This is a genomic window from Achromobacter veterisilvae, from assembly GCF_900496975.1.
Lineage (GTDB): Bacteria > Pseudomonadota > Gammaproteobacteria > Burkholderiales > Burkholderiaceae_B > Achromobacter > Achromobacter veterisilvae.
This window is the reverse complement of the sequence record NZ_UFQC01000020.1, coordinates 14,975-41,772: the sequence shown is the minus strand read 5'-3', so window position 1 is coordinate 41,772 and position 26,798 is coordinate 14,975. Positions and strand designations below refer to the sequence as shown.

Sequence of the window (26,798 nt, the reverse complement as noted above, 5' to 3'; positions counted from 1 at the left end):
ACTGATGCCGCCCGTGAACGCCCCTTATCGCCCGGAAGGACTGATCGCCCGCCCCCTGCATGCCCGCATCGACGCGGGCGCCGTGAGCCACAATCTGGCGCGCCTGCGCGCCGCGCTGCCGGCCGGAGCCGGTGGCCCCCGGCTCTGGGCCACGGTGAAGGCGGACGCCTACGGGCACGGCGTGGCGCGGATCCTGCCCGCGCTGCGCGCCGCGGACGGACTGGCGGTGCTGCACCTGAACGAAGCGCGCGCCTGCCGCCGGTTCGGCTGGGACGGCCCCATCCTGGTCTACGGCGGCCTCTATTCCCCGGCGGATGCGCTGCTGCTGGACACGCCCGACCTGCACCTCGTGATCACGCATGCCGCCCAGCTCGAATGGCTGGCGCAGGCTCCGCTGGCCGAGCGCCCGGCCGTCTGGCTGCGCTATGCCGGCGACATCCATCACACGGGTTTCTCGGCGGACGACTACCGCCCCGCGTTCGACGCGGCCAGCGCCCTGGCCCGGCGCGGCGTCATCGGTGAAGTCGGGCACCTGAACCACTACGCCCGCGCCGACGAGCCCGATGGCATCGACGCCGCCGATGCCGCCTTCCGCCACGTGATCGCGGGGCTGCCGGGTCCGGTGTCCACCAGCAATTCGGCCGCGCTGCTGCGCCACGGCGCCCGCGCCGCCGGCACGCAATGGGTGCGCCCCGGCCTGGCGCTGTACGGGGCCAGCCCGATCGCCGACCGCAGCGCCGCGCAACTGGACCTGCGGCCCGCGATGTCGCTGCACTCGCAGGTCGTGGGAATACAGCGCGTGCACGCCGGCGCGGGCGTGGGCTACAGCGGTGCGTTCCTGGCGCCCGCCGCCATGGCGGTGGGCATCGTCACCTGCGGCTACGCGGACGGCTATCCGCGCCATGCGCCCACCGGCACGCCCGTCGTCGTCGACGGCGTGCGCACGCGGCTGCTGGGGCGCGTCTCGATGGACATGATGGCCGTGGATCTCGGCCCCGTTCCGCATGCCTGCATCGGCGCGCCCGTCACGCTCTGGGGCGCGTCGGGCCTGGCGGTGGAAGAAGTGGCGGCCTCGGCGGGCACCATCGCGGCCGAACTGCTCACCGGCCTGAGCGCGCGGGTGCCGGTGCAGTTGGCCGGCCGGGACCCCGGGCCTTGACCGGCGATGCCCGCGCCCGGCGCGGCCCGCCCTCAGGCCGCGCCGTCCCGGGACCGGGCCGGCGCGAACATCAGGAACAGCAGGGTCGCGCACAGGTAGATGATGCCGGTGGCCGCCAGGCCCGCGCCCATGCCCGCGGCCCCGAACATGGCGCCCACCACCAGCGGCCCGGCCATCTGGCCCAGCTTGTCGGCGGCGCGCATGACGCTGGTGGCTCCCGCGGCGCCGTAGCGCTGCACGTCCGGCAGCGCCAGCATATAGGGCGCCTGCGACGCGCCGGCGAAGCAGCTTGCCAGCGCCAGCAGCAGCACGGCCGCCGCCGCGGCCAGCAGGCCGCTGTTGAAGTACAGCCCCAGCATGCCCACGCTGCCGACCAGGCCGCCCAGCACGATCCAGCTTTTCTTGATGCGGCTGCGGTCCACCACGCGGCCCATCAGCGGCCCCACGTAGATCACACAAAGTCCGTAGATCATCAGCACGCGTCCGATGCTCGATGCGGCCACGCCCTCGGCTTCGAGATAGAGCGGCAGCGCGAACGACAGCAGGCCCACCTGCGCGATCGAAAAGGGAATGACGCTGCCCAGCAGCAGCAGGCCGAAGTCGCGGGTCCACAACAGCCGCAAGGTGTCGGACAGGCGCGCGCGCGTCCGCGCGACCGCCTGCGCCGCCTGCCTGCGCCCGCGGTCCATGTACGGCCGCATCAGCACCAGCACGCCGGCCAGCGGCAGCGCCAGCATCGCCGCGCCCACGCCGAACACGGCGCGGAAACCCGTCTGCTCCATCAGCATCGCGCCCACGGCCGCGCCGGACAGATGGCCCGCGAACAGGCCGGCGATCACTCCCGTCATGTTGCGGCCGCGGTACTGCGCGGGGCTGCGCGTGACGATGAAGCCCTGCAACCCCATCCAGGTCAGGCCGTAGCCCAGGCCCACCAGCCCGCGCGCCGCGCTGAACATCAGCAGGTTGCCCGCCGCCGCGCAGGCCAGCATGCCCGCGCACGACACCGCCAGTCCGGCCAGCACGGGAACCTGCCAGCCCTTGCGGTCGGTCAGGCTGCCCGCGAGCAGCGAGGTCAGCAGGCCGCAGCCCATCTCGACGGAAATCGGCAGCGCCAGCAAAAGGTTCGCCGGCAGGTCCAGCCCGTCCGCCGGCAGGCTGCGCGCATACAGCGGCAGGAAGCCCAGCGGCAAGGCCCAGGCGAACAGGAAACCGAACATCACCGGCCGGGCGATACGCCCGATCTCGGACTCGTCATCGGGGCCGATGCGGCTGCCGTCGGGCAAGGTCGCCCGCGCGGCGAAGGCGCGGTTCATCAGCAGCGACAGCAACAACAGCATCTCGATGGCGGCCACCAGCGCCACGGCCACCACGGTCACGGCGTCCAGCGCCCGGCCGCGCACGCCGGCCGCGATCACGTCATCGGACAAGCGCAGCACCAGGTCGCCGTGCGCGCGCGGATCGGGGTTCGTGGCGCCCAGCGGCAGCACCAGGGTCAGGTCGTCGGAACGCGGGCGCGCCGCCGGCAACCCCGCCACGTCCAGCGCGCCTTTCGCGCCGGCGCGGCTCAGCACGCGGCCCTCGCCGTCCACCAGTTCGATCTGCGCCACGGCGGGAAAGGTCGCGGCCAGGCGCGAGAACGGCGCGTCCACGCCGCGCAGGCGATCCAGCGTCAGGCCGTAGCCCAGCACCCGGTTCAGGTCGCGCTGCAGGCCTTCGGCCAGCAGGCCGACGTTATTGCGCGTCACCTCCAGCCAGCCGCTGCGGAACGTGGAGATCGTGTAGGCGGCATAGACGCCCTGGGCCAGCATCAGTGCCAGCAAGGGCACGACGAAGCGCGCCCGGCCGCCGGCCGCGAGCGAGGTCAGGGGCACCAGATACTTGAAGACGGCCGCCAGGCCCAGGCCGACCAGCGCCGTGACGGCCAGCAACACCTGCAGGTTGTCCACGATGAGGCGCCGGCTGGCTTCGCCGTCCTTGGCCGCCGACAGCACCACGGCGCCGGCGACGTTGCCGCCCGCGGCGGCCAGGGGCACGGCCAGGGTCACGGTGCCATCGGACACCGACATGAGCGCGCCGGACGCGCGCCGCGCCGCGCGGCTGTCGCGGGTTGCGCCCGCGTCAAGGGCCTGCGCGAGCGCGACGGCGCCTTCGGGAAGTTCGCCCTGCACGGCCAGCGTCTGGCCGTCGGCGCGCAGCACCGCGGCGCCGAGCAGGTCGCGCGATCCCGACACGCTGTCCTGCAGGCTGTCGCGCAGGCCGAAGTATTGCTCCAGCGGCTTGCCCAGCCGCAATCCGTTTTCGATGTTGCCCGCCGCGCGGCGGGCGATGACTTCCACGCGGTCGGCGGTGGTGTCCACCACCAGCCGGTTCAACGCGGACAGGCTGAGCGCGCCGATCAGCGCTTGCGCCAACAACAGGACGGCCAGGCAGGCCAGCGTGACTTCGAGTACCGGGCGGCGTCTCAGTCCCTCCAGCACGATTTGAATGGGCTCGCTACGCATGAGGCTGACACACCGCAAAGTATTTACACACGGGCACCAATGGTATTTACAATTAATGCAAATTGCATCTTTTTTTACACCCGCACCTTCATCCACCGCCGCCCCCTCCATGCCCGTCCGGTCGCTACGTAGCAAGATTTTTCTTCTGGTCGTAGCGCTTCTCCTCGCGGTGGCCGCGTTCGTGATGCTGACGTCGCAGCGCAACGTCACGCGCACGGTAATGAGCAGCGAACGCCACGCCGTCAGCAACGTGATGGAACTGGTGCTGCGCGATGCCGAGGCCCGCTGGGGCGCGCTGCTGACCGACAAAATCACGACGGTGCGCAGCGGCCGCCGCCAACTGATGCAGACCGGCACGGTAGTGGCGGCGGCGCTGACTTCCTACGCCGACATGGCCGAGCGCGGCCTCATGACGCCCGGCGCGGCGCGCGGCATGGCGCGCGCCTGGATCAACCGCCTGAAGCTGGACGACCGGCGCTATGCCTTCGTCTACGACGCCGATTTCCAGGTGGTGGCCAGCGGCAACCCGGACATGATCGACCGCGACCTGTCGCAGTTGTCCGACTTCAAGAACCGCCCGCTCGCCCAGGCGCTGTACGAAGAAAGCCGCACCTCGGGATACGGCTTCGCGATCTACCGCTGGCCGCCTTCGGCGCAGCGCGGCGACAGCGAAACGCGCTATGCCTACTTCGGCTACTTCCGGCCGTGGAACTGGGTCTTCGTCATCACCGACAGCGCGCAGGACGTCATCGACCAGATCCAGGCGCGCCGCGAACAGATGGAAAACTCGGTGCGGGGCATGCTGTCCAAGCTGACGCTGGCGCAGTCGGGCTTCATCTTCATCGCCGCCGACGACGGCCGGATGGTGGTGCCGCTGCCCGAACGGCAGGCGGGCCTGCTGGACGCCAGCGACAGCAAGGGCGAAACGCTGCGCAGCCTGCTGGCCCGCCAGGATGCGGACGGCAAACTGCAAAGCCTGCGGTTCGACGGCGGCGGCGGCCCCTGGCAGATCGACAGCGCCCGCTTCGCGCCGCTGGGCTGGACCTTGGTGACGGCCGTGCCGGAAAGCGACCTGACTGCGCCGGCGCGCGAACTGCTGAACCGCCAGGCCCTGATCTTCGTGGGCATGATGCTGGTGGCCCTGGTCTGCGCCTGGCTGGTGGCGGCGCGCGTCGTGCGGCCCCTGGAAACGCTGACCCGCTACGCCCGCCAGTTGCCCGAACAGGACCTGACCGCCGCGGCCAGCGTGCCGGCGAACATCGCCGCGCTGCCGGACAAGCACAAGGACGAGGTCGGCCGGCTGGCCGCCTCCTTCCTGTTCATGAACCACAAACTGCGCGAGAACGTCGCCCGCCTGATGCGCGAGACCACCGCGCGCGAACGCTTCGAAAGCGAACTGAACATCGCCCGCGCGATCCAGTTGGGCCTGCTGCCCGTGCCCCTGTCCAGCGCGACGCGCGACCAGATCGACCTGAACGCGGTGATGCTGCCGGCCAAGGAAGTGGGCGGCGACCTCTACGACTACTTCACGCTGCCCGACGGGCGCCTGTGCCTGGCGATCGGCGACGTGTCCGACAAGGGCGTGCCCGCCGCGCTCTTCATGGCGGTGACCCGCACGCTCATCCGCGCCACGGCCGAAGACGAAACGGACCCGGCGCTGATGATGCAGAAGATCAACAACCGCCTGTCCGAAAACAACCCCAACATGATGTTCGTCACGCTGCTGCTGGGCGTGCTGGACCTGACCACCGGCGACCTGCAATGGGCCAACGCGGGCCACCTGCCCCCGGCCGTGATCGGCGCGGACGGCGTGGTGCGCCTGCTGGAAGGACGCAGCGGCCCCGCCTGCGGCGTGCAGGAAGACCTGGAATACCGCGGCCTGTCCACCGTGCTGGCGCCCGGCGAAATGCTGGTCGGCTACACCGACGGCATCACCGAGGCCGTCGACCCGAACGACGCCCAGTACGGCGATCCGCGCCTGCTGGCCGTCCTGTCCAATCCCCCCGTGCCTTCGGCCAAGCTGTCCAAGCGCCTGCTCGAGGACGTGCAGGCTTTCGCCGACGGCGCGGAACAATCCGATGACATCACATTGATCGTGATCCGCCGCCCATGAAGAAATCGCTGCCCACCCTTATGCTGTGCCTGGCCTTGCTGGCGCCCGCGGCAAGCATGGCGCAGACGGCCGCGACGCCCGCCGCCCAAGTGTTCCCGACCAAGCCCGCCGCCAAGCCGGACGGCGGAAAATGGCGCATCGGCTACTTCGAAAGCGGCGACTACAGCGAATACCCGCGCACCTTGCGCGTCACCGTCGAAGGCCTGCAAAAGCTCGGTTGGCTGACCCTGCCCGCCATGCCCGACGGGCTGAACGGGCGGCAGATGTGGGAATTCCTGGCCGACAACGCGCGCAGCGACACGCTGGAGTTCGTGCGCGACGCCTGGTGGCAGCCGGGCAATTTCGACGCAACGCAGCGTCCCGCGGTGCGGGACGCCATCAAGCAGCGCCTTTCCGGCCGCCGCGACATCGACCTCATCATCGCCATGGGCACCTGGGCGGGCCAGGACATGGCCGCCATGGGCACGCCCGTGCCGACCATCGTGGCCTCCACCAGCGACGCGATCGGCGCCCGCATCGCGCGTTCGGCGCAGGACAGCGGACAGGACAACCTGCACGCCCGCGTCCAGCCCGAGCGCTATCAGCGGCAGGTGCGCCTGTTCCACGAGATCGTGCCGTTCAAGCGGCTGGGCCTGGTCTATGAAGACAGCCCCGAGGGCCGCACCTACAGCGCCGTCGAGGCGGTGGAGCAAGTGGCGCGCGAACAGCATTTCGAGGTGCTGTCCTGCAATGCGCCGTCCAACGGCATCCCGGCCGAAGTCGCCACGCGCAACGCGATGGAATGCTATGCCAGGCTGGCGCCGCAAGTGGACGCGGCCTACGTGACGGTGCACCGGGGCGTGACCCCCGCGTCCATCGACACCGTGGCCGAGATCCTGCGCCAGGCGCGCGTGCCCAGTTTTTCGATGCTGGGTTCCGAAGAGGTCAAGCACGGCCTGCTGCTGAGCCTGGCGCAGGCCGACTATTCCTACGTGGGCCTGTTCTACGCGGAAACGATGGCGCGCATCTTCAACGGCGCCAAGCCGCGCGACCTCTCCCAGGTGTGGATCGACCCCGCCAAGATCGCGCTGAACCTGGAGACGGCGCGCGTGATCGGCTTCGATCCGCCGGTGGACATCCTGCTGGCGGCCGACGAAGTCTACGAAGCGCAGTAACCCTGTGTTTCGTACCCGCATGCGCAATGACATAGAATAAGACGCGTGCTCGGCCGTGGAACTAAAGTAGACCTTGGGTTACTCAAGCACAGGGTCGTAGGACCGCCACGGCCACGTATCGGACACGCCGGATTTCTTGGCTGCATGACAATTTCATCGGTTACCCCTTCGTCGCCATTCATTTCCCTGGACGCCTTCGCCAAAGCCGCTGAAGGCGGCCAGGACGTTTACGTCGATATCGCGGGCGGCAGGCTGCAGGTGCTGGGCACGGGTTCCACGCCCGGCGGCCGCAGCGTGGCCTGGGTGGCCCCGGACGTCGACACCGCCGCGATGTTCGCGCAGGCGCTGGCGCATAGCTATGGCCAGGGCATCGCCAGCGCCGTCTCCCGCGAGCTGGGCCTCGAGCCCAACCCCGGCAAGCCCCTGTCGGCCCGGACGGTCGCCGCTGCCATCGACATGGCGGAAACCTCCAGCCATGCCCTGTCCGGCGTGGATTTCATGACGCGGCTGGCCACGTCCGCGGCGGGCGACACCCCGGCCTTCCAGCAAGCCTGCAAGGATGCCGGCGTGGCGCCGTCGGGCCTGGACGCCGGGCGCCGGGCCGCGCTGGACCAGGCCATGGAGGCCCGCTTCGACCAGGCCGCGCGGTCGGGGCAAAGCCCGGTATCCCTCGCGACCGCCGCCGGCTGGATGCGGGACCTGCTCAAGGCCCTCTAGTTTCCGCCTGGCGGAACCTGATCGGCGCCGCTTACTTGTTTTTACATCTGTACCCGGATAAACCCCGATTTTGGATCAATATTTCGATTTTCGAAATATTGTGACGGAGTTAAGCTGCGATAATTCCTTATCGCGGTAGTAACTTGTAGCTTGAGACACGTTTCTTTTCGCCTGCCCCATGACCCACCCCAGCGACAGCACTCCCGCTTCCCTTGAAGCGGACATGCCGCCCATTCGCCCCGACGGCGAAGGGCCGGGCTGGGACCCGGGCGACGAATACCTGCTGCGGGACCTGGTGCGCGAGCACTCCAGCCGCCTGCAACGCTTCATCATCAAGCACATCGGCAACATCAGCGAGGCCGAGGACCTGGCCCAGCAGGCCTTCGTGGAAGCCGCGCGTTCGTACCGCAACTTCCGCGGCGAATCGCAGTTGTCCTCCTGGCTCTATGGCATCGCGCTGAATCTGGTCCGCAACCACCTGTCGCGCGCGCCGGAACGGCGCCACTCCTTCGTCAGCGATAGCGTGCTGGAAGAGCATGCTTCCTCCGACCTCTCTCCCGACCGCGTCCTCGAGCAAAACCAGACCATGGCGCTGCTGCAGGAATCCCTGGACGAACTGCCCGAAAACATGCGCGACATCCTGCTCATGGTCGGTCTGGACGACATTTCCTACGAAGAAGCCGCCGCGCTGCTGACGGTGCCCATCGGCACCGTGCGCAGCCGCCTGTCGCGCGCCCGTTCGGCGCTGCGCGACAAGCTCGCCCAGAAGGGCCTGCGGCTGGACGGCTGAGCCGTCCCCTCCCTTCTACGGCGCTCGGCCGGTGCCCGGCGCGGCCACCGGCTGCACCTGGATGACCGGCCCTTGCGTGGCGTTCGACTTGCCTTCCAGGAGCGGCTCCGCGGCCGGCGACGTCTGCAGCCACTCCGACGCGCGCACCGGTCCGCCGCTGCCGCGCACTTCCACGTTCGGCCCGAACTGCACGCGGGTACGCTGGCTCTGCGCCAGGTCCAGGTACTGGCCCGCCGTCATGGGCTTGTCGCCGCCGTTCCAGGTCGCGTTCAGCATGGGCACCGTGTTCAGCGCGCCGCCGGGCGTGCCCACCACCTCGCCGTTGATGGCGACCACCCTGGGCCGGATCAGGAACAGGCGTTCGCGGCGCTGCACCGTCTTGGACTTGTTGGAGAAGAGGATGCCCAGGCCCGGGATGTCTCCCAGGAACGGCACCTTGTCGACCTGTTCGCTGTTCTGGCTGCTGTTGTAGCCGCCGATCAGCAGCGTCTGGTCGTTGCCCACGACGGCCAGGGTGCTGATGTTGCTCTTGCGCACCGTGGGCAGGTTGTCGATCTGGCGTTCTTCCTGGATGCGGCCGTCTTCGATGTCCACGGTCAGCTCGACGCGCGCGCCATCCCGGGATTCGATGTGCCGCGGCGTGACGCGCAGCGACGTGCCCACCGTGACCGGCGTCACGGTCGCCACCCGTTCGCCGCGCGTCTGGATATAGAACGTATCGGACAGGTCGATCATGGCGCCCAGGTTGTCCGCGGTCAGGATGGACGGCTGCGACAGGATGTTGGCCTGCCCCTTCGTCTGCAGGGCGCGCAGGCGCGCCGCCAGCGTGCTGCCCACGCTGACGCCGATGGTGCCGGGCGAGAGTCCCGCCGCGCTGTCCACCGGCAGGCCGCCGCTGGGCGCAAGCGCCAGGTTGCCGTAGCCGAAGCTGGTCGTTCCCGCGCGGGCGCCCCAGTTGACGCCCAGTTCGTTCACCAGGTCGGAGTTCACGTCGACGATCATCGCCTCGATCTCGACCAGCGTGCTGGGCAGGTCCAGTTGTTCGATCAGGCTGCGGTAGATGGGAATGCGGTCCGGGATGTCCTGCACGATGATCGCGTTCAGGCGCGCATCGGCCTGCACGGTCGGTTCGCGCAACCGCAAGCCGGGCTTGCCGGCCGGGGCCGGAGCCTGCATGCCGGCCGCCGCCACCGTCGGCGCGCTGTCGGCCGCGGGGCCGCCGTTGACCTGGGGAAAGGCGGGCGGATTCTCGCGCAGCGGCGCGGCGATGGCCGCCAGGGATTCATTGTTGTTCCCGCCGCCGCCGCCCGTGATCAGGTTGCGCAGCACGGTGGACAGGCCGGGCGTCACGACCTTCTGGTCGCGGTAGCTGATGGTGCGGTCGTTGACCGAGGCGTGCTTCAGGCGGAACACCGCCACCTGCTGGCCGCCGGCGCCCATCGGCAGGGCGGCGACGGTGCGTTCGACCAGGTCCACGTAGCCGGGGGGGCCGGACACCAGCGCGATGCCCTGGTCGGGGAGTTCGCCCCAGCCGAAGCGCGGATCCAGGATGCCCAACTGCTGCAAGGCCTGGCGCAGGGCGCTGATGGAGCTGCCCATGGCGCTGACCGAGCGCGTCTTCATGTCGTTCGTGCGGCTGACGAAAAGCGTGCCGGCGTAGACGAACCAGTTGAAGCCGTACACCCCGCCCAGCCGGTCCAGGAATTCCGTGGGCGTGTTGGCGTTGAACTTGCCGTTGACGGTGCCCGCGACGTTGGGCCCCATTTGCAGCGACAGGCTGAAACCGCCCGCGAACTCGCGCAGCAGCGTTTGCAGGTTTTCGTCGCGCGCGTAATAGCTGTAGGGCACATTGGGCCAGTTCGGCGCCGCCTGCGCGCCGCCAGCCAGGCCCAGCGACAGCGCGGTCGCCAGAATCATCCGCTTCAACACTCTATCTCCTCGGGTAACAGTCCCGGATATCTTGTTCATGCCAGCCGCCGCAGCGCGCCCGCCCAGAAGGACAAGGCGTTGGCGAAGGCGCCGAAGGCCTCGTCCAGCGCCAGGTCGCTGCTGTCGGGCCTCAATGTCTGTTGCAGCCACAACGCCCTGCCCTGCGGGTCGACGACGCAACCGGCCGCATGGCGGCTCAGCATGCCCGCGGCCAGCCTGCCGGCTTCGCGCGCCAGCGCGTCGCGCGCCGGGCCTTCCTCGGGCAGCGCGCACAGGCGGCACGTGAGCGCCAGCCAGCCCTCGGGCGCCGCGTGCAGGTGGACGCGGTAGGTGCCGTCGATCACGACGGTGAGCCGGCCGTCGGCGCGGGCGGGCGCCGGCAGGCCGTGGCGGCTCGCGTAGGCGGAAATCAGGGGATGCTGGACGGAAGTCATGGTTGCTGTTCCGGATTCGCGGCCATCTTGCGCACCAGCCGCAGCACTTCGGCGACGGGCTCGATGAGCTCGCTGGGGATGTATTGGTCGGCTTGCGCGTCGGCCATCAACGCGCGCGCCAGCGGAATGTTCTGCATCACGGGCACGCCCGCCTCGCGCGCGGCCCGCATCATCTGCTCGGCCAGCGCGCCCTCGCCCTTGGCCAGCACCACCGGCAGGGGAGTTTCGTCGGGCTGGTAGTAGATGGCGATCGCCAGGTGGGTGGGGTTGGTCACCAGCACCGACGCCTTGCGCGCGCTGGAAACCGCGCCCTGCATCACCATTTCCTGGTGCAGGTGCTTGCGCTTGTGCTTGATGTGGGGGTCGCCCTCCATCTCCTTGAATTCCTGCTTGATTTCTTCCTTGCTCATCATCAGCCCCTTGCGGTACTGCATGCGCTGCCAGACGAAGTCGGCCAGCGAGATCACCACATAGGCGAACGCGATGTTCACCACCAGCGTGCGCATCATGCCGCCCACGCCCGCCTCCAGGCCGGCCAGGCCGCTGTGCGGCACCGCCATCAGCTCCGGCAGAGCATCGCGCACGACCAGGGTCACCAATACGGAAAGAAACGCGATCTTGACGATGGACTTCAGCAGTTCGACCAGGTTCTTCTTCGAGAACATGTTCTTCAGGTTGGCCATCACGTCGAGCTTCTTGGCCGAGGGCTTGAGCTTCTCGAAGGCCAGCAGCACGCCCACCTGCAGGAACTCAGAGAACATGCCGACGATCAGCACGATCAGCACGAAGGGCAGCACCAGGGCCACCGCCTCGCGCAGCGCCGCGTCCAGCGCGACGGGCAAGGCCCGCTCGAACGGCATGCCCACCAGCGTGGACGGAAGCAGGACCAGCCGGCCCAGCGATTCGATGATGCCGTGCGCATTGCCCAGCATGTAGCCGAACAGCGCCAGCACCAGGAGCGTCTGGGTGAAGTCCTTGCTGTGGGCGACGTCGCCCTTCTCCCGCGCCTCGCGCAGCTTCTTGCCGGTTGGCTGCTCTGTCTTTTCGCCGCTCATGGCGCCCGCCATTGATTGTCGAGGAACGGCAGGGCCGAACCGATCTGCCCCGTGGCCTCGGCGGCGTATTCGAACAGCGTGCTCATGTACAGCACCAATACCAGCAGCGCCAGCGCGCTCTTGACCGGCATCGCCAGGAAGAACACCTGCAACTGCGGCGCGAAGCGGCTGACCAGGGCCAGGCCCACTTCGGCCAGGAACATGGCCACGATCGCGGGCGCGGCGAACAGCAGCGTCAGGCGCAGGAAGCGGCCCAGTTGGTCCAGCATCAGCGGGACGCTTTCCCTGCGCAGGGTGGGCGCCCAGTCCCACAGGTCCCACAGCCGGAAACTGTCGTACAGCATGGTCAGCATCAGCGTGAAGCCCCCGCCCACCAGGAAGAACACCATGAAGGCCTGGTTGAACAGGATCCCCATGGGCGACGAATCGTTGCCCGTGGCCGGATTGATCGTGGCGCCCAGGCTGGCCCCGCGCTGGTTGTCGACCACGAAGCCCACGGCCTCGAAGATCCAGAACGGAATGGCCACCAGAAAGCCCATGACCATGCCGACGAACACTTCCTTGACCACCAGCAGCGCGATTTCCACCGTGCCCAGGTCCATGACCGCGTAGCGCGGCGCCAGCGCCGGCACCAGCACGATGCCGATGGCCGCGCACAGGGCATAGCGCAGCATGCCCGGCAGCAACTGGCGGTTGAACAGCGGCAGCATCGCGCACAGCGCCAGTATCCGGGGCTGCGTCAATGCCAGCGTGCCCAGGAAGACTTTTGCCTCAGCGTAGGTGATGCCGGAGATCATCTGCGTCAGTGGATTTTGTAGAAGAGGTCGAACACGGAGACCGTGAAGTTGTAAAGTTCGGCGCTGAGCCAGCGCGCCGTGAGCAGGATGGTGGCGAACACGGCGATCAGCTTCACCGCGAACGACAGCGTCTGTTCCTGGATCTGGGTCAGGGCCTGGAACAGCGAGAACAGGGTGCCCACGATGGCCGCCACCGCGATCGGCGGCAGCGACAGCCACAGCACCAGGTACAGCGCCTGGGTCATGTACGAAACGAGATCGACGGTAGCCATGGCGCGCTCAGCCGTAGGACAGGACCAGGCCCTGGATCAGCCGGGTCCAGCCGTCGACCATGACGAACAGGAACAGCTTCAAGGGCATGGAGATGGTTACCGGCGACACCATCATCATGCCCATCGCCAGCAGGATGTTGGACACGATGAGGTCGATGATGACGAAGGGCAGGTACAGCAGGAAGCCGATCTGGAAGGCGGCCGTCAGCTCGGACACGAGGAAAGACGGGATCAGCACCAGCAGGTCGTCTTCCTTCAGGTTGCGCGCGGCCTGCTCGCCCCACAGCCCGCGCGCCGTGCGGACGAAGAAATCCCGCTGCTCGGGCCTGCTGTTCTTCAGCATGAAGCCGCGCATGGGCTCGGCGCCGCGCGCCACCGCGTCCATGATGCCTTCCAGCCGGTCCGGCGCCGGCGCGCCTGGCGCCACGGCGGCCGGCGGCGCCCGCAGTTCGTCGCCGATCTGCATGACCACCGGCCCCATCACATAGGCCGACAGGATCAGCGCCAGGCCATAGAGCGCCATGTTGGGCGGCACCTGCTGCACGCCCAGGGCGTTGCGCACCAGGGTCAACACCACCGCGATCTTCAGGAAGGAAGTGGTCATGACGGCGGCCAGGGGCACCAGCGCCAGCAGCGCCAGGACGACGGCCAGGCTGATCGGATCCGCTGACGCGCTCATGCTCCGGCCTTGCCCAGGCTGCGCAGGGTCACGCCGATCCTGCCGTCGATCTCCACCAGTTCGCCCGTGCCCACCAGCGCGCCGTTGGCGCGCACGATGACGGGGCCGTCCGCGAGCGGACGCTCCAGGTCGAAGGTCTCGCCGGGCTGCAGCAGGCGCAGTTCGCCCAGGGTCAGTTGGCGTTCGCCCAGTTCGAACGTCAGCCGCACGGGTATCGCGTCCATGTCCAACGGGGCGCTGGCGCCGGGCTCGGCGGCGGCCGGCAGTTGAGGCGTCTCGGTCATAAGGGAAGTCCAGCCTTGGGTAACGAGGTATGAGGATTGTTCTCGGCGCACGCGCAGGCCCTGCCCGCCCGCCGCCAGCCATAGTTCGCCTTCCGGCGAGACCAGGTAGTGGTCCAGGAAGATGGTGTCGCGCGCCTGCAGGCCGCGCAGGTCGGCGGCCGGCAGGTCCGTCCAGCCCAGGCGCGCGCCGACGCGCACCGGCACCCCGTCCAGCGCGACGCCGTTGTCGGCGGGCTCGGCCCGGTTGACCAGGCCGGCCAGCAGCATCAGCCCCAGGCCGTCCATGTCCAGGCTGGCGTAGACGGTGTCGCCATTGGCCGGATTGCGCGCGGCGACCGTCCAGGACTGGGGCAGGCCCGCGGACGCGCCCCCCATGCCCACGACCCGCGCGGGACCGCCCGGCGACGCCTCGTTCAAGGCGGCCATCGCCTCGGCCAGCAGCGTTTCGATGGCCGTGGCCGCCAGCGGCGCCGGCACCGCGCCGGGCTCGATGCCCGGCAGGCGCGCGGCGAGCCAGGCGTCGATCGCCGACGGCGGCAGCCCCAGCCGCAGGCGGGCGCCGGCCCATTCCAGGTCGGCCGACAGGGTCGCCGACTGGCGCAGCGCATCCGGCACGCCCAGGGTGAACTCCAGGCGCCAGGTGGCGGGCTGGGCATCCGCGCCGGCCGGCGGCGCGAGCGTGACCCGCAGGTCGGCGCCGTGATGCGCGATCAGCGAACGCGCGCGCGCTTCGTTGCCGCTCAGGCGCGGCAGCGGATAGGAGGACAAGGGATTATGCGTAGGGGCAGTCATGGGTTCAGGGGTTGTCAGCGGACCGGCGCCGCGGCGTCGGTCTCCGCCAAGCAAGGATCTTCGGGGTCGTCTGCGCTGACGCGCACGCGCGCCGGCCTGCCCAGGCTATCGGCCAGTTGGGCCGCCAGTTCGGGCGCCATGGCGCAGAGGCGTTCGCGCGAGCGCTCGTTGACGCAGATGAAATCGGCCACGCAGCGGCCTTCCTCTTCATAGACCGACACGCTGACGCCGGGCAGCACGTCGTCCTTCAATTCCACGCGGACCTGCCGCCGGCCGCCGCTGCCGTCGGCCACCAGCAACTGTTCGGCGGTGTCGCTCAAGGCCCGGGCCAGCGCCTGCGCGTGTGTGCCGGCCTGCGGCGCGGCGGCGGCCGCGCCGAACAGCGAGAACGGCGAAGGCGCGGATGCCGGCTCGGGAGCCGCCTCCGGTTCGCCCTGCGCCATGGCCTGTTCGAAGGCCTGGCGGTCGGCGTCGCTGGCCTGGCGTCCCGCGGCGTGGCCGTCGGAATTCGACAGCGTCCCGGTCCCCTGGGGAATGGCCGTTTCCAGCCCGATGCGTCGGTCCATGCTCATGCGGGTTCGAACTCCTCGTGCTGCTCCCAGTCTTCGCGGTCGCGCGAAACCGAGGCGGCCTCTTCCATTTCGAGGTCTTCCTTCTGCTCCAGCGCCTTCAGGTGCTCGTCCAGGTGGATGCGCGCCAGTTCCACGAACTTGCCCGTCAGCCGCGCGGCCTGCCGGTGCTGCTGGCGGCTGGCCGCGAGCGCCTGGCTTTCCTCTTCCAGGCGGCGCTCGGCGGTCTCCACCGCCTGTTCGCGCTGGCGCTCGCCTTCGCGCAGCCCGGCCACGTCCTGCAGGACGGTCTCGATCTCGCGCACGCGGACCACGCGGCTGCACAGGTCGCTGTACAGCGCCCGCTCGCGCCGGACGGCATCGTCCCGGTACGACGCCAGCGCAGCCTCGGAATCGCGCCGGGCCGCGTCGGCCTCGGCATGGCGCAGGCGCTGGCGCGACACCGCGATCTCGGCCTGGCCTTCGCGAAAGCGCTTGATGGCCAGCAGTTCGTCGAACACGCTCATTGCGCCCCCACGATTTCGGTCATGCGCGCCAGGGCCTCGGGCAGGGTCGCGCGTTCGTCGGTGCGCTGGCGCAGGAAGGTATTGATCGCGCCGATCTTGTCGATGGCCTCGTCGGTGACGGCGTCGCCGCCCCGCTTGTATTCGCCGATCTTCACCAGCAGCTCCACTTCCTGGTACTTGGCCATCAGTTCGCGCAAGCGGCCCGCGGCCCGCTTGTGCTCGGGCGTGATCACCGCGTTCATCACGCGGCTGGCGGAGGCCAGCACGTCGATGGCCGGATAGTGGTTGGCCGCGCCCAGCTTGCGCGACAGCACGATGTGGCCGTCCAGGATCGACCGGGTCTCGTCGGCGATGGGCTCGGTCATGTCGTCGCCCTCCACCAGCACGGTATAGAGCGCCGTGATCGATCCGTGCTCGTTCATGCCCGCGCGCTCCATCAGCTTGGGCAGGGTCGCGAAGACCGACGGCGGATAGCCGCGGCGGGTGGGCGGCTCGCCGGCGGCCAGGCCGATCTCGCGCTGGGCGCGCGCGAAGCGGGTCACGGAATCCATCAGGAACAGCACGCGCTTGCCCTGGTCGCGGAAATACTCGGCGATGGCGGTGGCCACGTACGCCGCCTTGGCGCGCTCCATCGAGGACTTGTCGCTGGTGGCGCACACGATGACGCTCTTGCGCCGGCCTTCGCGGCCCAGTTCGTGCTCCAGGAACTCGCGCACCTCGCGGCCCCGTTCGCCGATCAGCGCCACCACGGTGACGTCCACGTCGGCGCCCTTGACCAGCATGCCCATCAGGGTGGACTTGCCGCCGCCCGCGGCCGCGAAGATGCCCATGCGCTGGCCTTCGCCGCAAGTCAGCACGCCGTCCAGCGCCCGCACGCCCAGTTCCAGCGGGTCGGCGATGATGCGGCGCTTCAGGGGGTCGGGCGCTTCGGCGAACACGGGATAGAACTTGCTGGCTTCCAGCGGGCCGAGTTCCGCCTCGTCCAGCGGGCGGCCCAGGCCGTCCAGCACCCGCCCCAGCAGGCCGGGGCCGACCGGCACCATGTGCGCGCGGCCGGTGGGGATGACTTCGGTGGCGGAGGAGATGCCGTACATGTCGCCGATCGGCGTGAGCAGCGCCGCGTCGCGCGCAAAGCCCACCACCTCGCCCTTCATCTCGAAATCCTCGCCGGGATTGCGCAGGATGCAGACCTCTCCCACTTTCACCGTCGGCACCACGGCCTTGATGATGGTGCCGATCACCTGCGTGACCCGCCCTTTGATGCGCAGGGTCGGCGTGTCCTGGAGCGCCAGCTCCATCATCTCGGCAATGTAGTCGAACTGTCGCACGGCTGGCCTGTCCATCCTAGACCCGGCTGCCCAGCGTGCGCTGGAATGCCTGGCGCAGCGCCTGGATCTGGCCCTCGAGGCTGGCCTCGACCATGCCGATCTCGCTTTCCAGGATGCAGGCGCCGCGCGCCAGCCGGCCGTCGGCCAGGATGTCCAGGTAGCCCACGCCGGGATAGGCCGCCAGCAGGTCGTTGATCTGCTCCCGCACCATATCCACTTCGGCCGGGTTCAGCCGCAGGGTCATCTGCTTCTGGTTGCGCACGACGGCCAGGGCGTTGCGCACCACCACCATCACTTTCTCGCGGTCGTCGAAGCCGTCCACGACCTTGCGCACCGCCGCCATCACCAGTTCCACCATCTCGTTCTCGACGCCGGCGAAGTACTCGACCGTGCGGCCGACGGTCTCTATCATTTTCTCGGCCTGGTCCAACAGCGCCGACTCGCGCCCCTCCTCGTAGCCGCGCCGGCTCTCCTGCTCGTACGCCGCCTGCGCGCCGCCGACGATGGCGTCGGCCTGGGCCCGCGCCTGGGCCAGCAGTTCCTGCGCGCCGGCCCAGGCCGCGCGGTCGGCGGCCCGCAGCACGCGCGCCGCGGGGTCGATGCGGCCGACCGAGGCGTCGCCGGCCGGGTCGCGGGGCGTCAGCGGATCGCGGGGAATGAGGAATGCCATGTGGGATCCGTGTTCTTCAGTATCGACAGGCCAAGCGACAAGGCGTCGGCGGCAGGCAGGGGGGAATCCTGAGCCGGCAGCTCAGGCAGTTTCAGTTCGGCGCGCAGCAGCAGTTCGGGGCCCGCGCCGCTCAACGCGGCGCGCAGCGCGCCCCGGCCCAGCGCGTCGACCGCGGCGGCGGCCTGCTCGGCCGGCCATGCCGCGCTCTCGGCGATGCCGGCATGCAGTCCGGCGGCCGTGCGGCGCGCAAAGTCCATCAGGTCGGCGCCCAGGCCGCCGATCAGCAGCCGCACCTCGTCGCCCGCGATGGCGCGGCGCAGGCGCGGACCACAAAGCACGGCGCCCAGGCGCCGCGCGCACTGCGCCAGGGCGTCCGGCGCCAGGAGCGCCAGGGCCAGTTCGGGCCGGCCGGCGTCCGTCACCGGCCGCTCCAGCAGGCCCAGCCCCCGCAGGATGTCCCGCGACCAGTGGCGATGCCAGGCCGCGGCCAAGGCCGGCGCGCCCGCCATCGCCTCGAGGGCGGCGGCCGGCGCGAAAGCCGCATGGCGGCTGGGATGCAGGGTGCGGCTGGGCAACTGGTTGAACTCAACCAGCCGCCGTCCCAGCGCGCTTGCCGCCGGTTCCATGATCAACGGACCTCGCCCGCGGGCTCGCGGCGCTCGGCCTTGGCGCGCACCGGCGCGCCGTAGCGCCAGAGCAGCCAGCCGACCGCGCCGGCCAGCGCCACCACCAGCAAGGCCAAGGCCACCAGCCAGGCGGTCAGCACGCCCGACGACCCGTCCGCCACCTCGATGCCCAGCACCTGGCGCATGGCGCCGCCCGCCGGCTGGCCGGCTGCCGGCTGCGCCGACACCAGCGCGATCGACACGCGGTCCTCGGTCAGGCCCGGAATCGCGTGGGTGACCAGCTTGCGGATCTGCGGCTGCAGGGCATCCAGGTTGTAGCCGGCCTGATGCTTGATGAACACCGCGGCCGTCGACGGCGTGGTGTTCTCGCCCACCCCGCCGCGCTCCGGCAGCACCACGTGCACGCGGGCCGCCAGCACGCCGTCCATCTGCGACAGCGTGTTGGTCAGTTCCTGCGACAGCGCGTAGATATATCGAGCCCGCTCTTCCAGGGGCGAGGACACCAGGCCTTCCTTGCGGAATATCTGCCCCATGCCGTCGAAGCGTTCGCGCGGCAGCCCGCGCGCGCGCAGGATGTCCAGCGCGCGCGCCACCTGCTGGCCGTCCACCGACACGGCCACGCCGGTCTTGGTGACGGCCTTCTGCGCCGAGATGCCGGCGTCGAGCAGCACCGACAGCACCTCGTTGGCCTCGCTCTCATTCGCGGCCGAGAACAGCTCCACCCGCGAGCCGCAGGCGGCCAGGGCCAGCGTCAGGCCGATGGCCAGCACCCGCAAGGCCGACACGCCCCGCTTCCTGGCCGCGGTAAAAAAGGACAAACCGGAGACGTCCCGCATCACGACATCCTGACCAGCGAATCGATGTTCTGCGTGGTGCGCGATACCGCCTTGCTCACCATTTCATACTGCACCGACACCTGCAGCAGGTCCGCCTGCAGGCGCATCATGTCGGCCACCGAAGGCTGCGAGGAAATGGCGTCCATCCGGCTCGATATGCCTTGCCACTTCTCCGAGTATTCCGTGGTGGTGCTGCGCAGGCTGGCCAGGATCTGGTTGCCCAGGGTCTGCGGCGCGGTGTCCACCGGCGCCGCGAAGGCCGATTGCAGCGCCGACTGCAAGCCCGTCAGGGAGGGCGCCCCGGCTTCGGGCGCACTCATGACGGCGTTGAAGCGTTCGGTGGCCAGTTGCGCGGGCGGCGTTGGCGGCGTGGACAAGATGGGCGGCAAAGCGGCCGAAAGCGCGGCGATTTCCATGTACGCTAACTCCAAAGTCGATGATCACAAGCAGCCGCGGCGCGCATCATGCGTCCTCCTGCGGCAGGCCCAGCAGCGCGCGCGCCAGGCGCGCGCCTTCTCCGTCGCCGCGCGCCACCGCTTCCAGCAGGCGCGCGCTTTCCTGGCTGCGGCCGGCCAACTGCAGCGCAAAGCCGCGCCACGCGTCCAGCAGCGGCCTTTCGGCGGGATCGGCAAGCACGGCGCTCTCCAGCAGGCGCACGGCATCCGGCGCGCGGCCGGCGTTCAGCCAGGCCACGGCCAGGCCGATCGCCGGATACGCCTGGCCGGGCCGCAGGCGCCGCAGCGCGGAAAAAATGGTTTCGGCGCGGGCGGCGTCGCCCGCGCCGGCGGCCAGGAAGCCGACTTCCGCCAGCAGCCTGGCGTCGTCCGCCAGAAGCACAACAGCCGTCTCCATGGAGACGGCTTGAGCCATAGCGGCTTGGGCCACTGCGGGCGCGTGGGGGGTAAGGGCGCTATCGTCCATGTTTCATGTCGCGGCCTCCCGCGCAGACAATTGCAGCAGCGCCTCGGCCCGCGCGCGCACGTCCTCCGGCGTGCCGGGCGTGCGCAGCAGTTCCAGCGTGCGGCGCGCCTGGTCGAGTTGCTGGGCCGCAAGCTGGCATTCGGCGACCCTCAGGGCCGTGTGCCACGAATCCGGATACAGGGTGAGCACCAGCGAATAGATCGTGATGGCCTCCTCGGTCCGGCCCAGCATCTGCAGGCACACGCCCAGCCCCACCAGGTAGTGCTTGCGGGTCGGGCCATACTGCGCCAGGAAGGCGAACACCGGCAGCGCCTGCGCGTACTGCTCCTGCGCGGCATGCGCGTACGCCAGCGCGTACACCACCTCCAGTTGCTCGGGCGTCAGGCGCCCATTGGACGGCAGGCCTTCCAGCCCGCGGTAGAGCGCCTCGCCAAACTCGTCCCGTTGAATTGCGCTATCGGCCATTTCCTTTCCTTGTTGCATTGTCGTGCGGGGCGGGCGTCAGACGGCCATCCGCTTGCCCATGTTCGCGGTGATCTGCGACATGCTGTCGGCGGCGCCGTTGATCATCTGCGACACCATGCGCAGGCCCTCTTCCATCTGCTGGATCACCTTGGTGATCTCTTCCTGGGCTTCTTCCATCTTGGCCTGGAGCTTGCGCGTGGCGGCTTCCATTTCCTTCTTGTCCGCCTGGATGTTCTCGGCCTCGCTCTTGGTCTTGGCGACCGAGATCTTGACCGCGCCCTGCGCTATCTGCGTCATGCCCTGCGTGGCCTGGCCGACGGCCGCCAGCACGCGCGACGCGGTGCTGACCGCGCTGGTGCCGCCCGAGGCGGCGATGGTCACGGCGCCCACCGCGACGGCCGCCACGATGCCAAAGGCCAGGGTCAGGGCCATGGTGGTCTTCTGGTCCGCGCCCGCCAGTTCGGCGATGCCGCCGGCCAGGCCGCCCAACAGGCCCGGCTCGATCATCAGCAGGGCGGGCGACGCCAGCCCCACCACCCCGGCGACCACTTTGCCGATGCGCTGCGCGGTTTCCTCGTCGACGCCGCAGGCCTGCAGGAACTTGCTGGCGACGGTGGTCATGAGGTTGCTCAGGCTGATCTCGGGCCCGCCGCACTCCTTGGATATCTGATCCGCCAGCGCGATGGTCGAGCCGATCAGGCCCATCACCGCCAGGGCCAGCAGCGGCGCGGCCGCGCCCCCGGTGACCACCGACCCCGCCGACAGCGCGACCACGGCGATGGCCGAAAACACCACCGCGGCGATCTTGCCGATCCAGCCGAAGATCTTGCCCAGGACGCCCTTGCTGGCGGCTTCCTCGCATTTCTTCACGTAGTCCTGGATCTTCTGCAACTGCGCCTCGTTGTTCTTCTCCATCTTGGTCCGCGCGGTGGCCAGGTTTTCCTTGGCGCTGGAAATCTGCGCGGCATCCGACTTGGACCGGATGCTGCGCAACAGGTCGATCATGTCGTTGGCGGAGAAAGATTGCACCGGCGGCTCCAGCGTGGGCGCGCCGTTGCCGTTGAAGATGCCGTCGGTGCGGCCCGCTCCCGCGCCCTTGGCGTCCGGCAGCGAACCCGCCATGCTCATGAAGGTATCGAGCAGTTCGCGGACCTTGGCGGTCGCCTGCGCGGCCTGGGCCGCCGACGCGCCGGCGTCGCCCGGCAGGCTGGCGCCCGGCGGCAGCGCCGGGCTACCGATGTTGGGAGAAATGGAATTCATGTGGGGATCTCCTGGCGTCCGCCGGCTCAGATGTTGCGGGCGATGCCGCGGTTCGTTTCCATCCGCGACTGCTCGATGGCCGACAGCTTGTCGCGCACGTCGCGGATCACGTCCATCATCTGCTGCGCCATTTCGCTGGCCTGCTGCATGCCGGATTCATGCACCTTGGCCTGCGCCTCCATCTCGGAACGCTTGGCGTCGTGCTCGGCGGCCTTGCGCTCCTGCGCGGCATTCACCATGGTGCCGATGCCGCTGGCCACGCCGGAGACGCCCGCCCCCTTGTCGGAATAGCTCTTGGCCAGGCTTTCGGAGCCGCCCGCGTTCAGCACGCTGCCCTGCTTGAAGCCCGCCCCCACTTGCGCCAGGCCGCCCGCGATCTGGAAGGCGCCCTGCGTCATGGCGCCGATCATGCGTTCCTGCGCGGCCTTGCGCATCTCGTCCGCGGCGCCCTTGAGGGTGTCGACCTGAGCCTGCAGCTCGTTGGCGCGCACTTCCCGCGCCGACGAGCGCATCGTCTGCGCCAACTGCTGGAACAGCATCATGAAGGCGTAGATGTCGGTCTGCAATTCCTGCTCGCCCAGGCCCGACAGCGCGCCCAGCGTGGCGCCGACGTCGGCGCCGGACCGCCCTTCCGGCGTCTGCAGCGGACCGGTGCCGCCCGCCTGGCCCAGCGTGCCCAGCATTTTCTGCATGAAGGCGTCGTTCTCGGACGCGATCTCCTGGAAGCTGTTCTGCGCAGCCTTGATGACGTCGGGAGACGTGCTCTTGACCAGGTCTTCGAGGTTGGACGGCAGGTTCGCGCCGCCCGCGCCTACGGAATTGATGTTCATGGAATGGCTCCAGTATCTTGGCCGCGCGCCCGTGGCGCCCGGCAGGGTTCAGGCCTGCGGTCCCGCCAGGGCGTCGCGCAGGACCCTCGCCCGCGCCGCCACGGTGGCGTGCTTGTCCTCGCCTTCGCACATCGCGGCGACGGTATCCAGCGCCTCGATGGCTTCGTCGCGGCGTCCCAGTTCGACCAGCGATTCGGCGCTGTAGTACAGCGGCGCCGGATCCAGCGGATCGGCCGCGATGGCCGGCAGGTACTGGCGCAAGGCGTCTTCGTGCCGGCCCAGCATGCGGCTGGCGGCCGCCAGCGCCAGCCCGTAGCGAGGCTGCGTGTGGTCGTAGGTGACCAGCGCCGAGAACACCTTGAACGACTCGCTGTAGCGCTGCTGCTCGTACAGGGCATGGCCCAGCGAGTACATCGCCTCCAGCTCCGCCGGTGCCAGCCCCAGCACGTCGCCGAGCTTGCCGCCCGCGCGTATGTAGCTGGCCAGCCCGCCGGTGGCCTCTTCCATGGCGGCCTCGAGGTTGCGCGCCAGGACGGCGTTCTCTTCCGGGGTCAGACTCATGTCGCTCTCCTAGTTCCGGGGCGGCGCCCGCCTCACACCATGGGACGCATTTTCTTCATGCCGCCGGCGGCCGCCGGCGCGGCGAAGCTCTGGCGGGCCAGTTCCTGCGCCACCTCGTTCTCCACCGCCTCCAGATCCTGGCGGAACAGCGCCTCGGCCTCTTCGCGCTCCTTCGGTCCCAGGCGCTCGGCGCTCACGGCGCGCACCTTGTCCGGGTTCAGGCCCTGGTCCCGGTAGAACTCGTCGGCCCGCTCCAGGGCGCGGCGCGCGTCGTCCAGCGCGCGCTCGGCGTCGGCGTGGATCTGTTCGGGGGTCTTCTTCTGGCTCATGTCGGTCTTCCGGATTCGGGATGGATGGGTGATTCGGTCAACGCATGTTGCCGATGATGGACGAGCGGCTGTCCTGCATCTTCTTGATGAAGTTCGTCATCACGTCGAAGGCCTCGTTGCGCTTGTTGGTCATGCCCTGCAGGCGGGTCATGTCCATCTGCTGGGTGTTCGACAGCGCGTCCACCTTGTTCTTGATGGCCTGGATGGCGGTCTCGATGCTGCCCTTGGTGACGTCGCTGACGCCGCCGTTCACCTTCAACTGGTACTTGTCGGTGTTGAGGTCCATGCCGGCCTCGCCCATGGCCGTCCACATCGCGTCGCGCATCTGGTTGTAGCGGTTGTCGTTTTCCGTTCCGGCCTTGTTCCAGTCGGGAATGCCGCCGTCCTTCATCTTGGTGGCGCCGTCCTTGCCGGACTTGAACAGGCCCGCCAGCGCGTTCAGGCTGTTCATGGCGTCGTTCAGCTTGGCGATCTCGGTATTGCGCTTCTGCACTTCATTGATCTGGTTCTGCAATTGCGCGTCCAGCAGCTTGACGCGCTCGCCCTGCACCATCATGAGGGCGGTCTCCAGATCCATGGTGGACAGGTCGATCTGGCCGATGCTGCCGGCGCCGTTGGCGCCGCCGACTGGGTTGCTCATTGTTCGTTCTCCAAGGGTGGCGCGCTGCCGCGCATCCGGGGCGCCGCACCGGGGTCCGGATCTTCCCGGCCCCGCATACAGCATAAGTAACGGCACGGGGCCGGAAGTTCCACGCCGCGCCAAGGCGGCGCGGCCCGCCGCGTCAACGCATGTTGCCGATGATGCTGGACCGGCTGTCCTGCATCTTCTTGAGGAAATTCGTCATTACGTCGAAGGCTTCGTTGCGCTTGCCGGTCATGCCCTGCAACCGCAGCATTTCCATTTGCTGCGTATTGCCCAGCGCGTCCACCTGGTTCTTCATGGACGCCATTTCGGTCTTGTTGGCCTCGACCGTGGCGGCGTTCTGCTTGATGCTCTCTTCCAGCGCCGCCACCTTGTCGTCGATCTCCTTCTGCCAGCCGGCCACCACCTTCCCCTTGGCGTCCATGGTGCCGTTGCCGTCCACGTCGCGCGGCGCGTCCGCGCCCGTGGGGATGGTCAGGCCGGAAGCCTTGATCTGGTCCAGCGTGGAGTGGGACAGCGCCTTGTCGTCGCCCTGCCCCCAGGACAGCCCGTACCAGCCGTCGGGATTCGGGCATTCGCTGGCCTTCAGCCGCGATTGCAGGTCGCGCAGTTCGGCGATCTGGTTCTGCATGGAGAGGCTGGCCTCGTCCAGCTTGTTGTTCTCGGCCGACTTGGCGGTGATCGAGTCGTTCAGGCCGGCCATTTCGGCATTGCGGGCGTTGACCGAATCGAGCTGCTGGCGCAAGGCGTCCTCCAGCAACTGGGCGCGCTGGTTCTGCACCGCCATCAGCGCGGTCTCCAGGTCCATCGAGCTCAGGTCCAGGCCCGATACGCCGCCGACTCCCGCTCCGGAAACTGTGGACATCTTCTTCTCCTCTTGCGGCGCGCCCGTTGGGCTTGGCGCCTCGCTGATTAAGGGTTAACCCTTGGAATATTCGCGGATATCGGGATCGTCCGATCCCAATCCGCCGCCATGCCGTGTTCGTAACCGCCGCCTCGCCTTGGTTCCATCGGACCGGCATGGAACTTTCCCGCTTCCCCCGTTACTACCACTGACTACGCGCGGCCTGTACCGGCCGCCTGACACGCCCTATGAACCGTATCGAAGCAGGCCTTCCTTCCTCCGCTTTCTCCTCGATGACCTCGCAGGCCGACGTCCAGCATGGGCAGCCGCAGGCCGGCACGATGCTGGGCCAGGCCGCCGTCGCGGTCGACGGCGAGTTCTCCCTGGCCGATTCGGCCGAAGAACTCAGCCTGCACATGGCCGAGAAAACGGAAGACAAGCACCACGCGGAACGCAAGATGCGCGGCGACGCGCCCTTGCAGACGATCAGCACGGAAGCCATCCTGGCCTACCTGGCCGAGGCCCACGACGCCGACGCGCAGGAAAAACTGATCGAGCTGGCCCGCCACCTGCTGGCCGGCAAGGCCGATCCCCGCCAGGCGGCCGGCCAGGCCTTCGGCGACGTGTCGCAGCAGTATCTGGCCCTGCAGTACGCGCTGCGCCAGGGCGAAAGCGAAGGCGCGCCCGAAGAGGTGCTGGACGCGCTGCGCGAAGCGCTGGCCGACCTGGAACTGGAAAGCGGCCCGCAGATCCGCGCCGGCATGAACACCATCGGCGCCGCCTCGGCCTATGCCGGGGACGCCCGGGGCGTGGCGGATTTCCAGCGCACCTACCGCGACGTGGTGCTGGGCGAATCCGGCCTGGCCAAGACCCTCGCCCTGGCCCTGGAACGCTTCGGCGGCCAGGACATCGGCCGCGGGCTGCGGCAGTTGATCCAGGCGCTGGGCCAGGATCTGGCTGCCGCGCGCCCCTCCGCCAGCCCCGACCGGCTGCAGGCCCTGATGCAGGACCTGTACCAGTTGGGCACCGCCGTCACCGTCCTGGAAGGCTGCGCGGAACTGGCGGAAAAAATGGGCCGGGAACATGGCGCCGCGGTTTCGTCGGAACGGCTGATGCAGGACCTGGTCAACGTCAGCAATGAAAAATGGGTCTCCGAATCGCGCTTCTCCAGCCTGGCCGGCACGCATGGCGTGTCCACCGTGGAAGGCCGGATCGCGTTCCTGAGCGGCGTGCGCGCCGTGCTCAAGGATCTCCCGATCTCCGTCTACGCTGACTCGGACACCCGGCAATCCGTCCTGAACGCCGCCCAACTGGCGCTGGACGCCGCCATCGACGAGGAATACGAATGAACAGCCTGGACCAGGCGTTGAGCGCCTTCGGCGAAGACATCGGCATGCCCGGCCTGGCGCTGGGCGCCCGCGGCAACGTGGCGCTGCAACTGGAATCCGGCCGCCGCGTGGCGATCGAGCCCTCGGATGAAGAGGTGCTGGTCTACGTCTCGGACCCCGCCCCCTACGACGCTCCCGAGCGCCTGCTGCAAGCCTGGCGCCGCGCCCATTATTCCCGGCTGGACGGCTGGCCGGTACAGGCGGCGCTGCGCGAGCAGGACGGCGTGCCGCGGCTCCTGGCGGCGACCCGCCTGGCCGCCGCCGACGCCAGCGCGCACAAACTGAAGCAGGCCGTCGACTACCTGTCGCGCTGGCTGGACGCCGCGCGCGACGACTGACCACGGCA

Annotated in this window: 30 protein-coding genes; 7 read left to right on the top strand and 23 right to left on the bottom strand. The window is 69.2% G+C overall.

What is annotated here, in order from left to right:
* Window positions 1-4 precede the first annotated feature (4 nt).
* Window positions 5-1,159: an alanine racemase gene (alr, locus tag AVE30378_RS18840; protein ID WP_129242383.1), complete on the top strand. Its 1,155-nt coding sequence runs from the start codon at window positions 5-7 to the stop codon at window positions 1,157-1,159.
* A gap of 32 nt (window positions 1,160-1,191) precedes the next feature.
* Here alr and AVE30378_RS18835 read toward each other — a convergent pair whose 3' ends face one another.
* Entirely contained in the window at window positions 1,192-3,660 is a 2,469-nt protein-coding gene (locus tag AVE30378_RS18835) for an MFS transporter (RefSeq protein WP_129242382.1), read from the bottom strand.
* 109 nt (window positions 3,661-3,769) lie between these two features.
* On the opposite strand from AVE30378_RS18835, the gene AVE30378_RS18830 reads away from it, so the two are divergent.
* The 4 genes from AVE30378_RS18830 (at window position 3,770) to AVE30378_RS18815 (ending at window position 8,434) form a co-directional block, all read left to right on the top strand.
* A complete protein-coding gene (locus AVE30378_RS18830) occupies window positions 3,770-5,773 on the top strand; it encodes a SpoIIE family protein phosphatase (RefSeq protein ID WP_129242381.1) in 2,004 nt (667 codons plus the stop codon).
* On the top strand, window positions 5,770-6,927 hold the full coding sequence (locus tag AVE30378_RS18825) for an ABC transporter substrate-binding protein (protein WP_129242380.1): 1,158 nt from the start codon (window positions 5,770-5,772) through the stop codon (window positions 6,925-6,927). Before AVE30378_RS18830 ends, AVE30378_RS18825 begins: the two co-directional genes overlap by 4 nt.
* 144 nt (window positions 6,928-7,071) lie before the next feature.
* A complete protein-coding gene (locus tag AVE30378_RS18820; protein WP_129242379.1) occupies window positions 7,072-7,644 on the top strand; it encodes a BspR family type III secretion system anti-sigma factor in 573 nt (190 codons plus the stop codon).
* A gap of 223 nt (window positions 7,645-7,867) precedes the next feature.
* Window positions 7,868-8,434, top strand: a complete 567-nt coding sequence (locus tag AVE30378_RS18815; protein WP_165360237.1) for an RNA polymerase sigma factor — start codon at window positions 7,868-7,870, stop codon at window positions 8,432-8,434.
* Window positions 8,435-8,449: 15 nt separating this feature from the next.
* Here AVE30378_RS18815 and sctC read toward each other — a convergent pair whose 3' ends face one another.
* From sctC to AVE30378_RS18705, 22 genes are all read right to left on the bottom strand, one after another.
* A complete protein-coding gene (gene sctC, locus AVE30378_RS18810; protein WP_129242446.1) occupies window positions 8,450-10,351 on the bottom strand; it encodes a type III secretion system outer membrane ring subunit SctC in 1,902 nt (633 codons plus the stop codon).
* A gap of 47 nt (window positions 10,352-10,398) precedes the next feature.
* Complete coding sequence (locus AVE30378_RS18805; RefSeq protein WP_129242377.1) at window positions 10,399-10,797, bottom strand: CesT family type III secretion system chaperone; 399 nt, start codon at window positions 10,795-10,797, stop codon at window positions 10,399-10,401.
* Complete coding sequence (gene sctU / locus AVE30378_RS18800; protein WP_165360236.1) at window positions 10,794-11,852, bottom strand: type III secretion system export apparatus subunit SctU; 1,059 nt, start codon at window positions 11,850-11,852, stop codon at window positions 10,794-10,796. Before sctU ends, AVE30378_RS18805 begins: the two co-directional genes overlap by 4 nt.
* On the bottom strand, window positions 11,849-12,649 hold the full coding sequence (gene sctT / locus AVE30378_RS18795; RefSeq protein ID WP_129242375.1) for a type III secretion system export apparatus subunit SctT: 801 nt from the start codon (window positions 12,647-12,649) through the stop codon (window positions 11,849-11,851). Before sctT ends, sctU begins: the two co-directional genes overlap by 4 nt.
* A 5-nt stretch (window positions 12,650-12,654) precedes the next feature.
* Window positions 12,655-12,921: a type III secretion system export apparatus subunit SctS gene (sctS, locus tag AVE30378_RS18790; protein ID WP_043544872.1), complete on the bottom strand. Its 267-nt coding sequence runs from the start codon at window positions 12,919-12,921 to the stop codon at window positions 12,655-12,657.
* Between the two features lie 7 nt (window positions 12,922-12,928).
* Window positions 12,929-13,600, bottom strand: coding sequence for a type III secretion system export apparatus subunit SctR (gene sctR, locus AVE30378_RS18785; RefSeq protein WP_129242374.1), 672 nt, complete (start codon window positions 13,598-13,600; stop codon window positions 12,929-12,931).
* Complete coding sequence (gene sctQ / locus AVE30378_RS18780) at window positions 13,597-14,652, bottom strand: type III secretion system cytoplasmic ring protein SctQ (RefSeq protein WP_244235097.1); 1,056 nt, start codon at window positions 14,650-14,652, stop codon at window positions 13,597-13,599. The genes sctR and sctQ overlap by 4 nt, the downstream gene beginning before the upstream one ends.
* 38 nt (window positions 14,653-14,690) lie before the next feature.
* Entirely contained in the window at window positions 14,691-15,248 is a 558-nt protein-coding gene (locus AVE30378_RS18775) for a hypothetical protein (RefSeq protein WP_129242372.1), read from the bottom strand.
* The gene (locus AVE30378_RS18770) at window positions 15,245-15,751 is read right to left on the bottom strand and encodes a type III secretion protein (protein ID WP_129242371.1); all 507 of its coding nucleotides are present in this window, start codon (window positions 15,749-15,751) and stop codon (window positions 15,245-15,247) included. The genes AVE30378_RS18775 and AVE30378_RS18770 overlap by 4 nt, the downstream gene beginning before the upstream one ends.
* The gene (sctN, locus tag AVE30378_RS18765) at window positions 15,748-17,079 is read right to left on the bottom strand and encodes a type III secretion system ATPase SctN (protein ID WP_129242370.1); all 1,332 of its coding nucleotides are present in this window, start codon (window positions 17,077-17,079) and stop codon (window positions 15,748-15,750) included. The genes AVE30378_RS18770 and sctN overlap by 4 nt, the downstream gene beginning before the upstream one ends.
* A 16-nt stretch (window positions 17,080-17,095) precedes the next feature.
* Window positions 17,096-17,749 carry an HrpE/YscL family type III secretion apparatus protein gene (locus AVE30378_RS18760; RefSeq protein ID WP_129242369.1) on the bottom strand — a complete coding sequence of 218 codons (654 nt, stop codon included), beginning with the start codon at window positions 17,747-17,749 and terminating at the stop codon, window positions 17,096-17,098.
* Window positions 17,719-18,375 carry a SctK family type III secretion system sorting platform protein gene (locus AVE30378_RS18755; protein WP_129242368.1) on the bottom strand — a complete coding sequence of 219 codons (657 nt, stop codon included), beginning with the start codon at window positions 18,373-18,375 and terminating at the stop codon, window positions 17,719-17,721. Before AVE30378_RS18755 ends, AVE30378_RS18760 begins: the two co-directional genes overlap by 31 nt.
* Before the next feature lie 2 nt (window positions 18,376-18,377).
* Entirely contained in the window at window positions 18,378-19,211 is an 834-nt protein-coding gene (sctJ, locus tag AVE30378_RS18750; protein WP_129242367.1) for a type III secretion system inner membrane ring lipoprotein SctJ, read from the bottom strand.
* A complete protein-coding gene (sctI, locus tag AVE30378_RS18745) occupies window positions 19,211-19,627 on the bottom strand; it encodes a type III secretion system inner rod subunit SctI (RefSeq protein ID WP_129242366.1) in 417 nt (138 codons plus the stop codon). Before sctI ends, sctJ begins: the two co-directional genes overlap by 1 nt.
* Before the next feature lie 46 nt (window positions 19,628-19,673).
* A complete protein-coding gene (locus AVE30378_RS33020) occupies window positions 19,674-20,063 on the bottom strand; it encodes a tetratricopeptide repeat protein (protein ID WP_279636202.1) in 390 nt (129 codons plus the stop codon).
* A 72-nt stretch (window positions 20,064-20,135) separates the two neighbouring features.
* On the bottom strand, window positions 20,136-20,597 hold the full coding sequence (locus AVE30378_RS18735; RefSeq protein ID WP_129242364.1) for a tetratricopeptide repeat protein: 462 nt from the start codon (window positions 20,595-20,597) through the stop codon (window positions 20,136-20,138).
* A gap of 36 nt (window positions 20,598-20,633) precedes the next feature.
* Window positions 20,634-21,857, bottom strand: a complete 1,224-nt coding sequence (sctE, locus tag AVE30378_RS18730) for a type III secretion system translocon subunit SseC family protein (protein ID WP_129242363.1) — start codon at window positions 21,855-21,857, stop codon at window positions 20,634-20,636.
* 26 nt (window positions 21,858-21,883) lie between these two features.
* Window positions 21,884-22,687 (bottom strand): type III secretion system translocon subunit SctB, encoded by an 804-nt coding sequence (gene sctB, locus AVE30378_RS18725; protein ID WP_129242362.1) that lies wholly within the window; start codon window positions 22,685-22,687, stop codon window positions 21,884-21,886.
* Window positions 22,688-22,735: 48 nt separating this feature from the next.
* The gene (locus AVE30378_RS18720; protein ID WP_129242361.1) at window positions 22,736-23,248 is read right to left on the bottom strand and encodes a SycD/LcrH family type III secretion system chaperone; all 513 of its coding nucleotides are present in this window, start codon (window positions 23,246-23,248) and stop codon (window positions 22,736-22,738) included.
* 32 nt (window positions 23,249-23,280) lie between these two features.
* The gene (gene btc22, locus AVE30378_RS18715) at window positions 23,281-23,577 is read right to left on the bottom strand and encodes a Btc22 family type III secretion system chaperone (protein WP_129242360.1); all 297 of its coding nucleotides are present in this window, start codon (window positions 23,575-23,577) and stop codon (window positions 23,281-23,283) included.
* Between the two features lie 37 nt (window positions 23,578-23,614).
* Window positions 23,615-24,217, bottom strand: coding sequence for a hypothetical protein (locus tag AVE30378_RS18710; protein ID WP_129242359.1), 603 nt, complete (start codon window positions 24,215-24,217; stop codon window positions 23,615-23,617).
* Between the two features lie 142 nt (window positions 24,218-24,359).
* Entirely contained in the window at window positions 24,360-25,085 is a 726-nt protein-coding gene (locus AVE30378_RS18705; RefSeq protein ID WP_129242358.1) for a hypothetical protein, read from the bottom strand.
* Window positions 25,086-25,312: 227 nt separating this feature from the next.
* On the opposite strand from AVE30378_RS18705, the gene sctW reads away from it, so the two are divergent.
* A complete protein-coding gene (gene sctW / locus AVE30378_RS18700) occupies window positions 25,313-26,413 on the top strand; it encodes a type III secretion system gatekeeper subunit SctW (protein ID WP_129242357.1) in 1,101 nt (366 codons plus the stop codon).
* Window positions 26,410-26,790 carry a type III secretion system chaperone family protein gene (locus AVE30378_RS18695; protein WP_129242356.1) on the top strand — a complete coding sequence of 127 codons (381 nt, stop codon included), beginning with the start codon at window positions 26,410-26,412 and terminating at the stop codon, window positions 26,788-26,790. Before sctW ends, AVE30378_RS18695 begins: the two co-directional genes overlap by 4 nt.
* The last annotated feature ends 8 nt before the right edge of the window (window positions 26,791-26,798 follow it).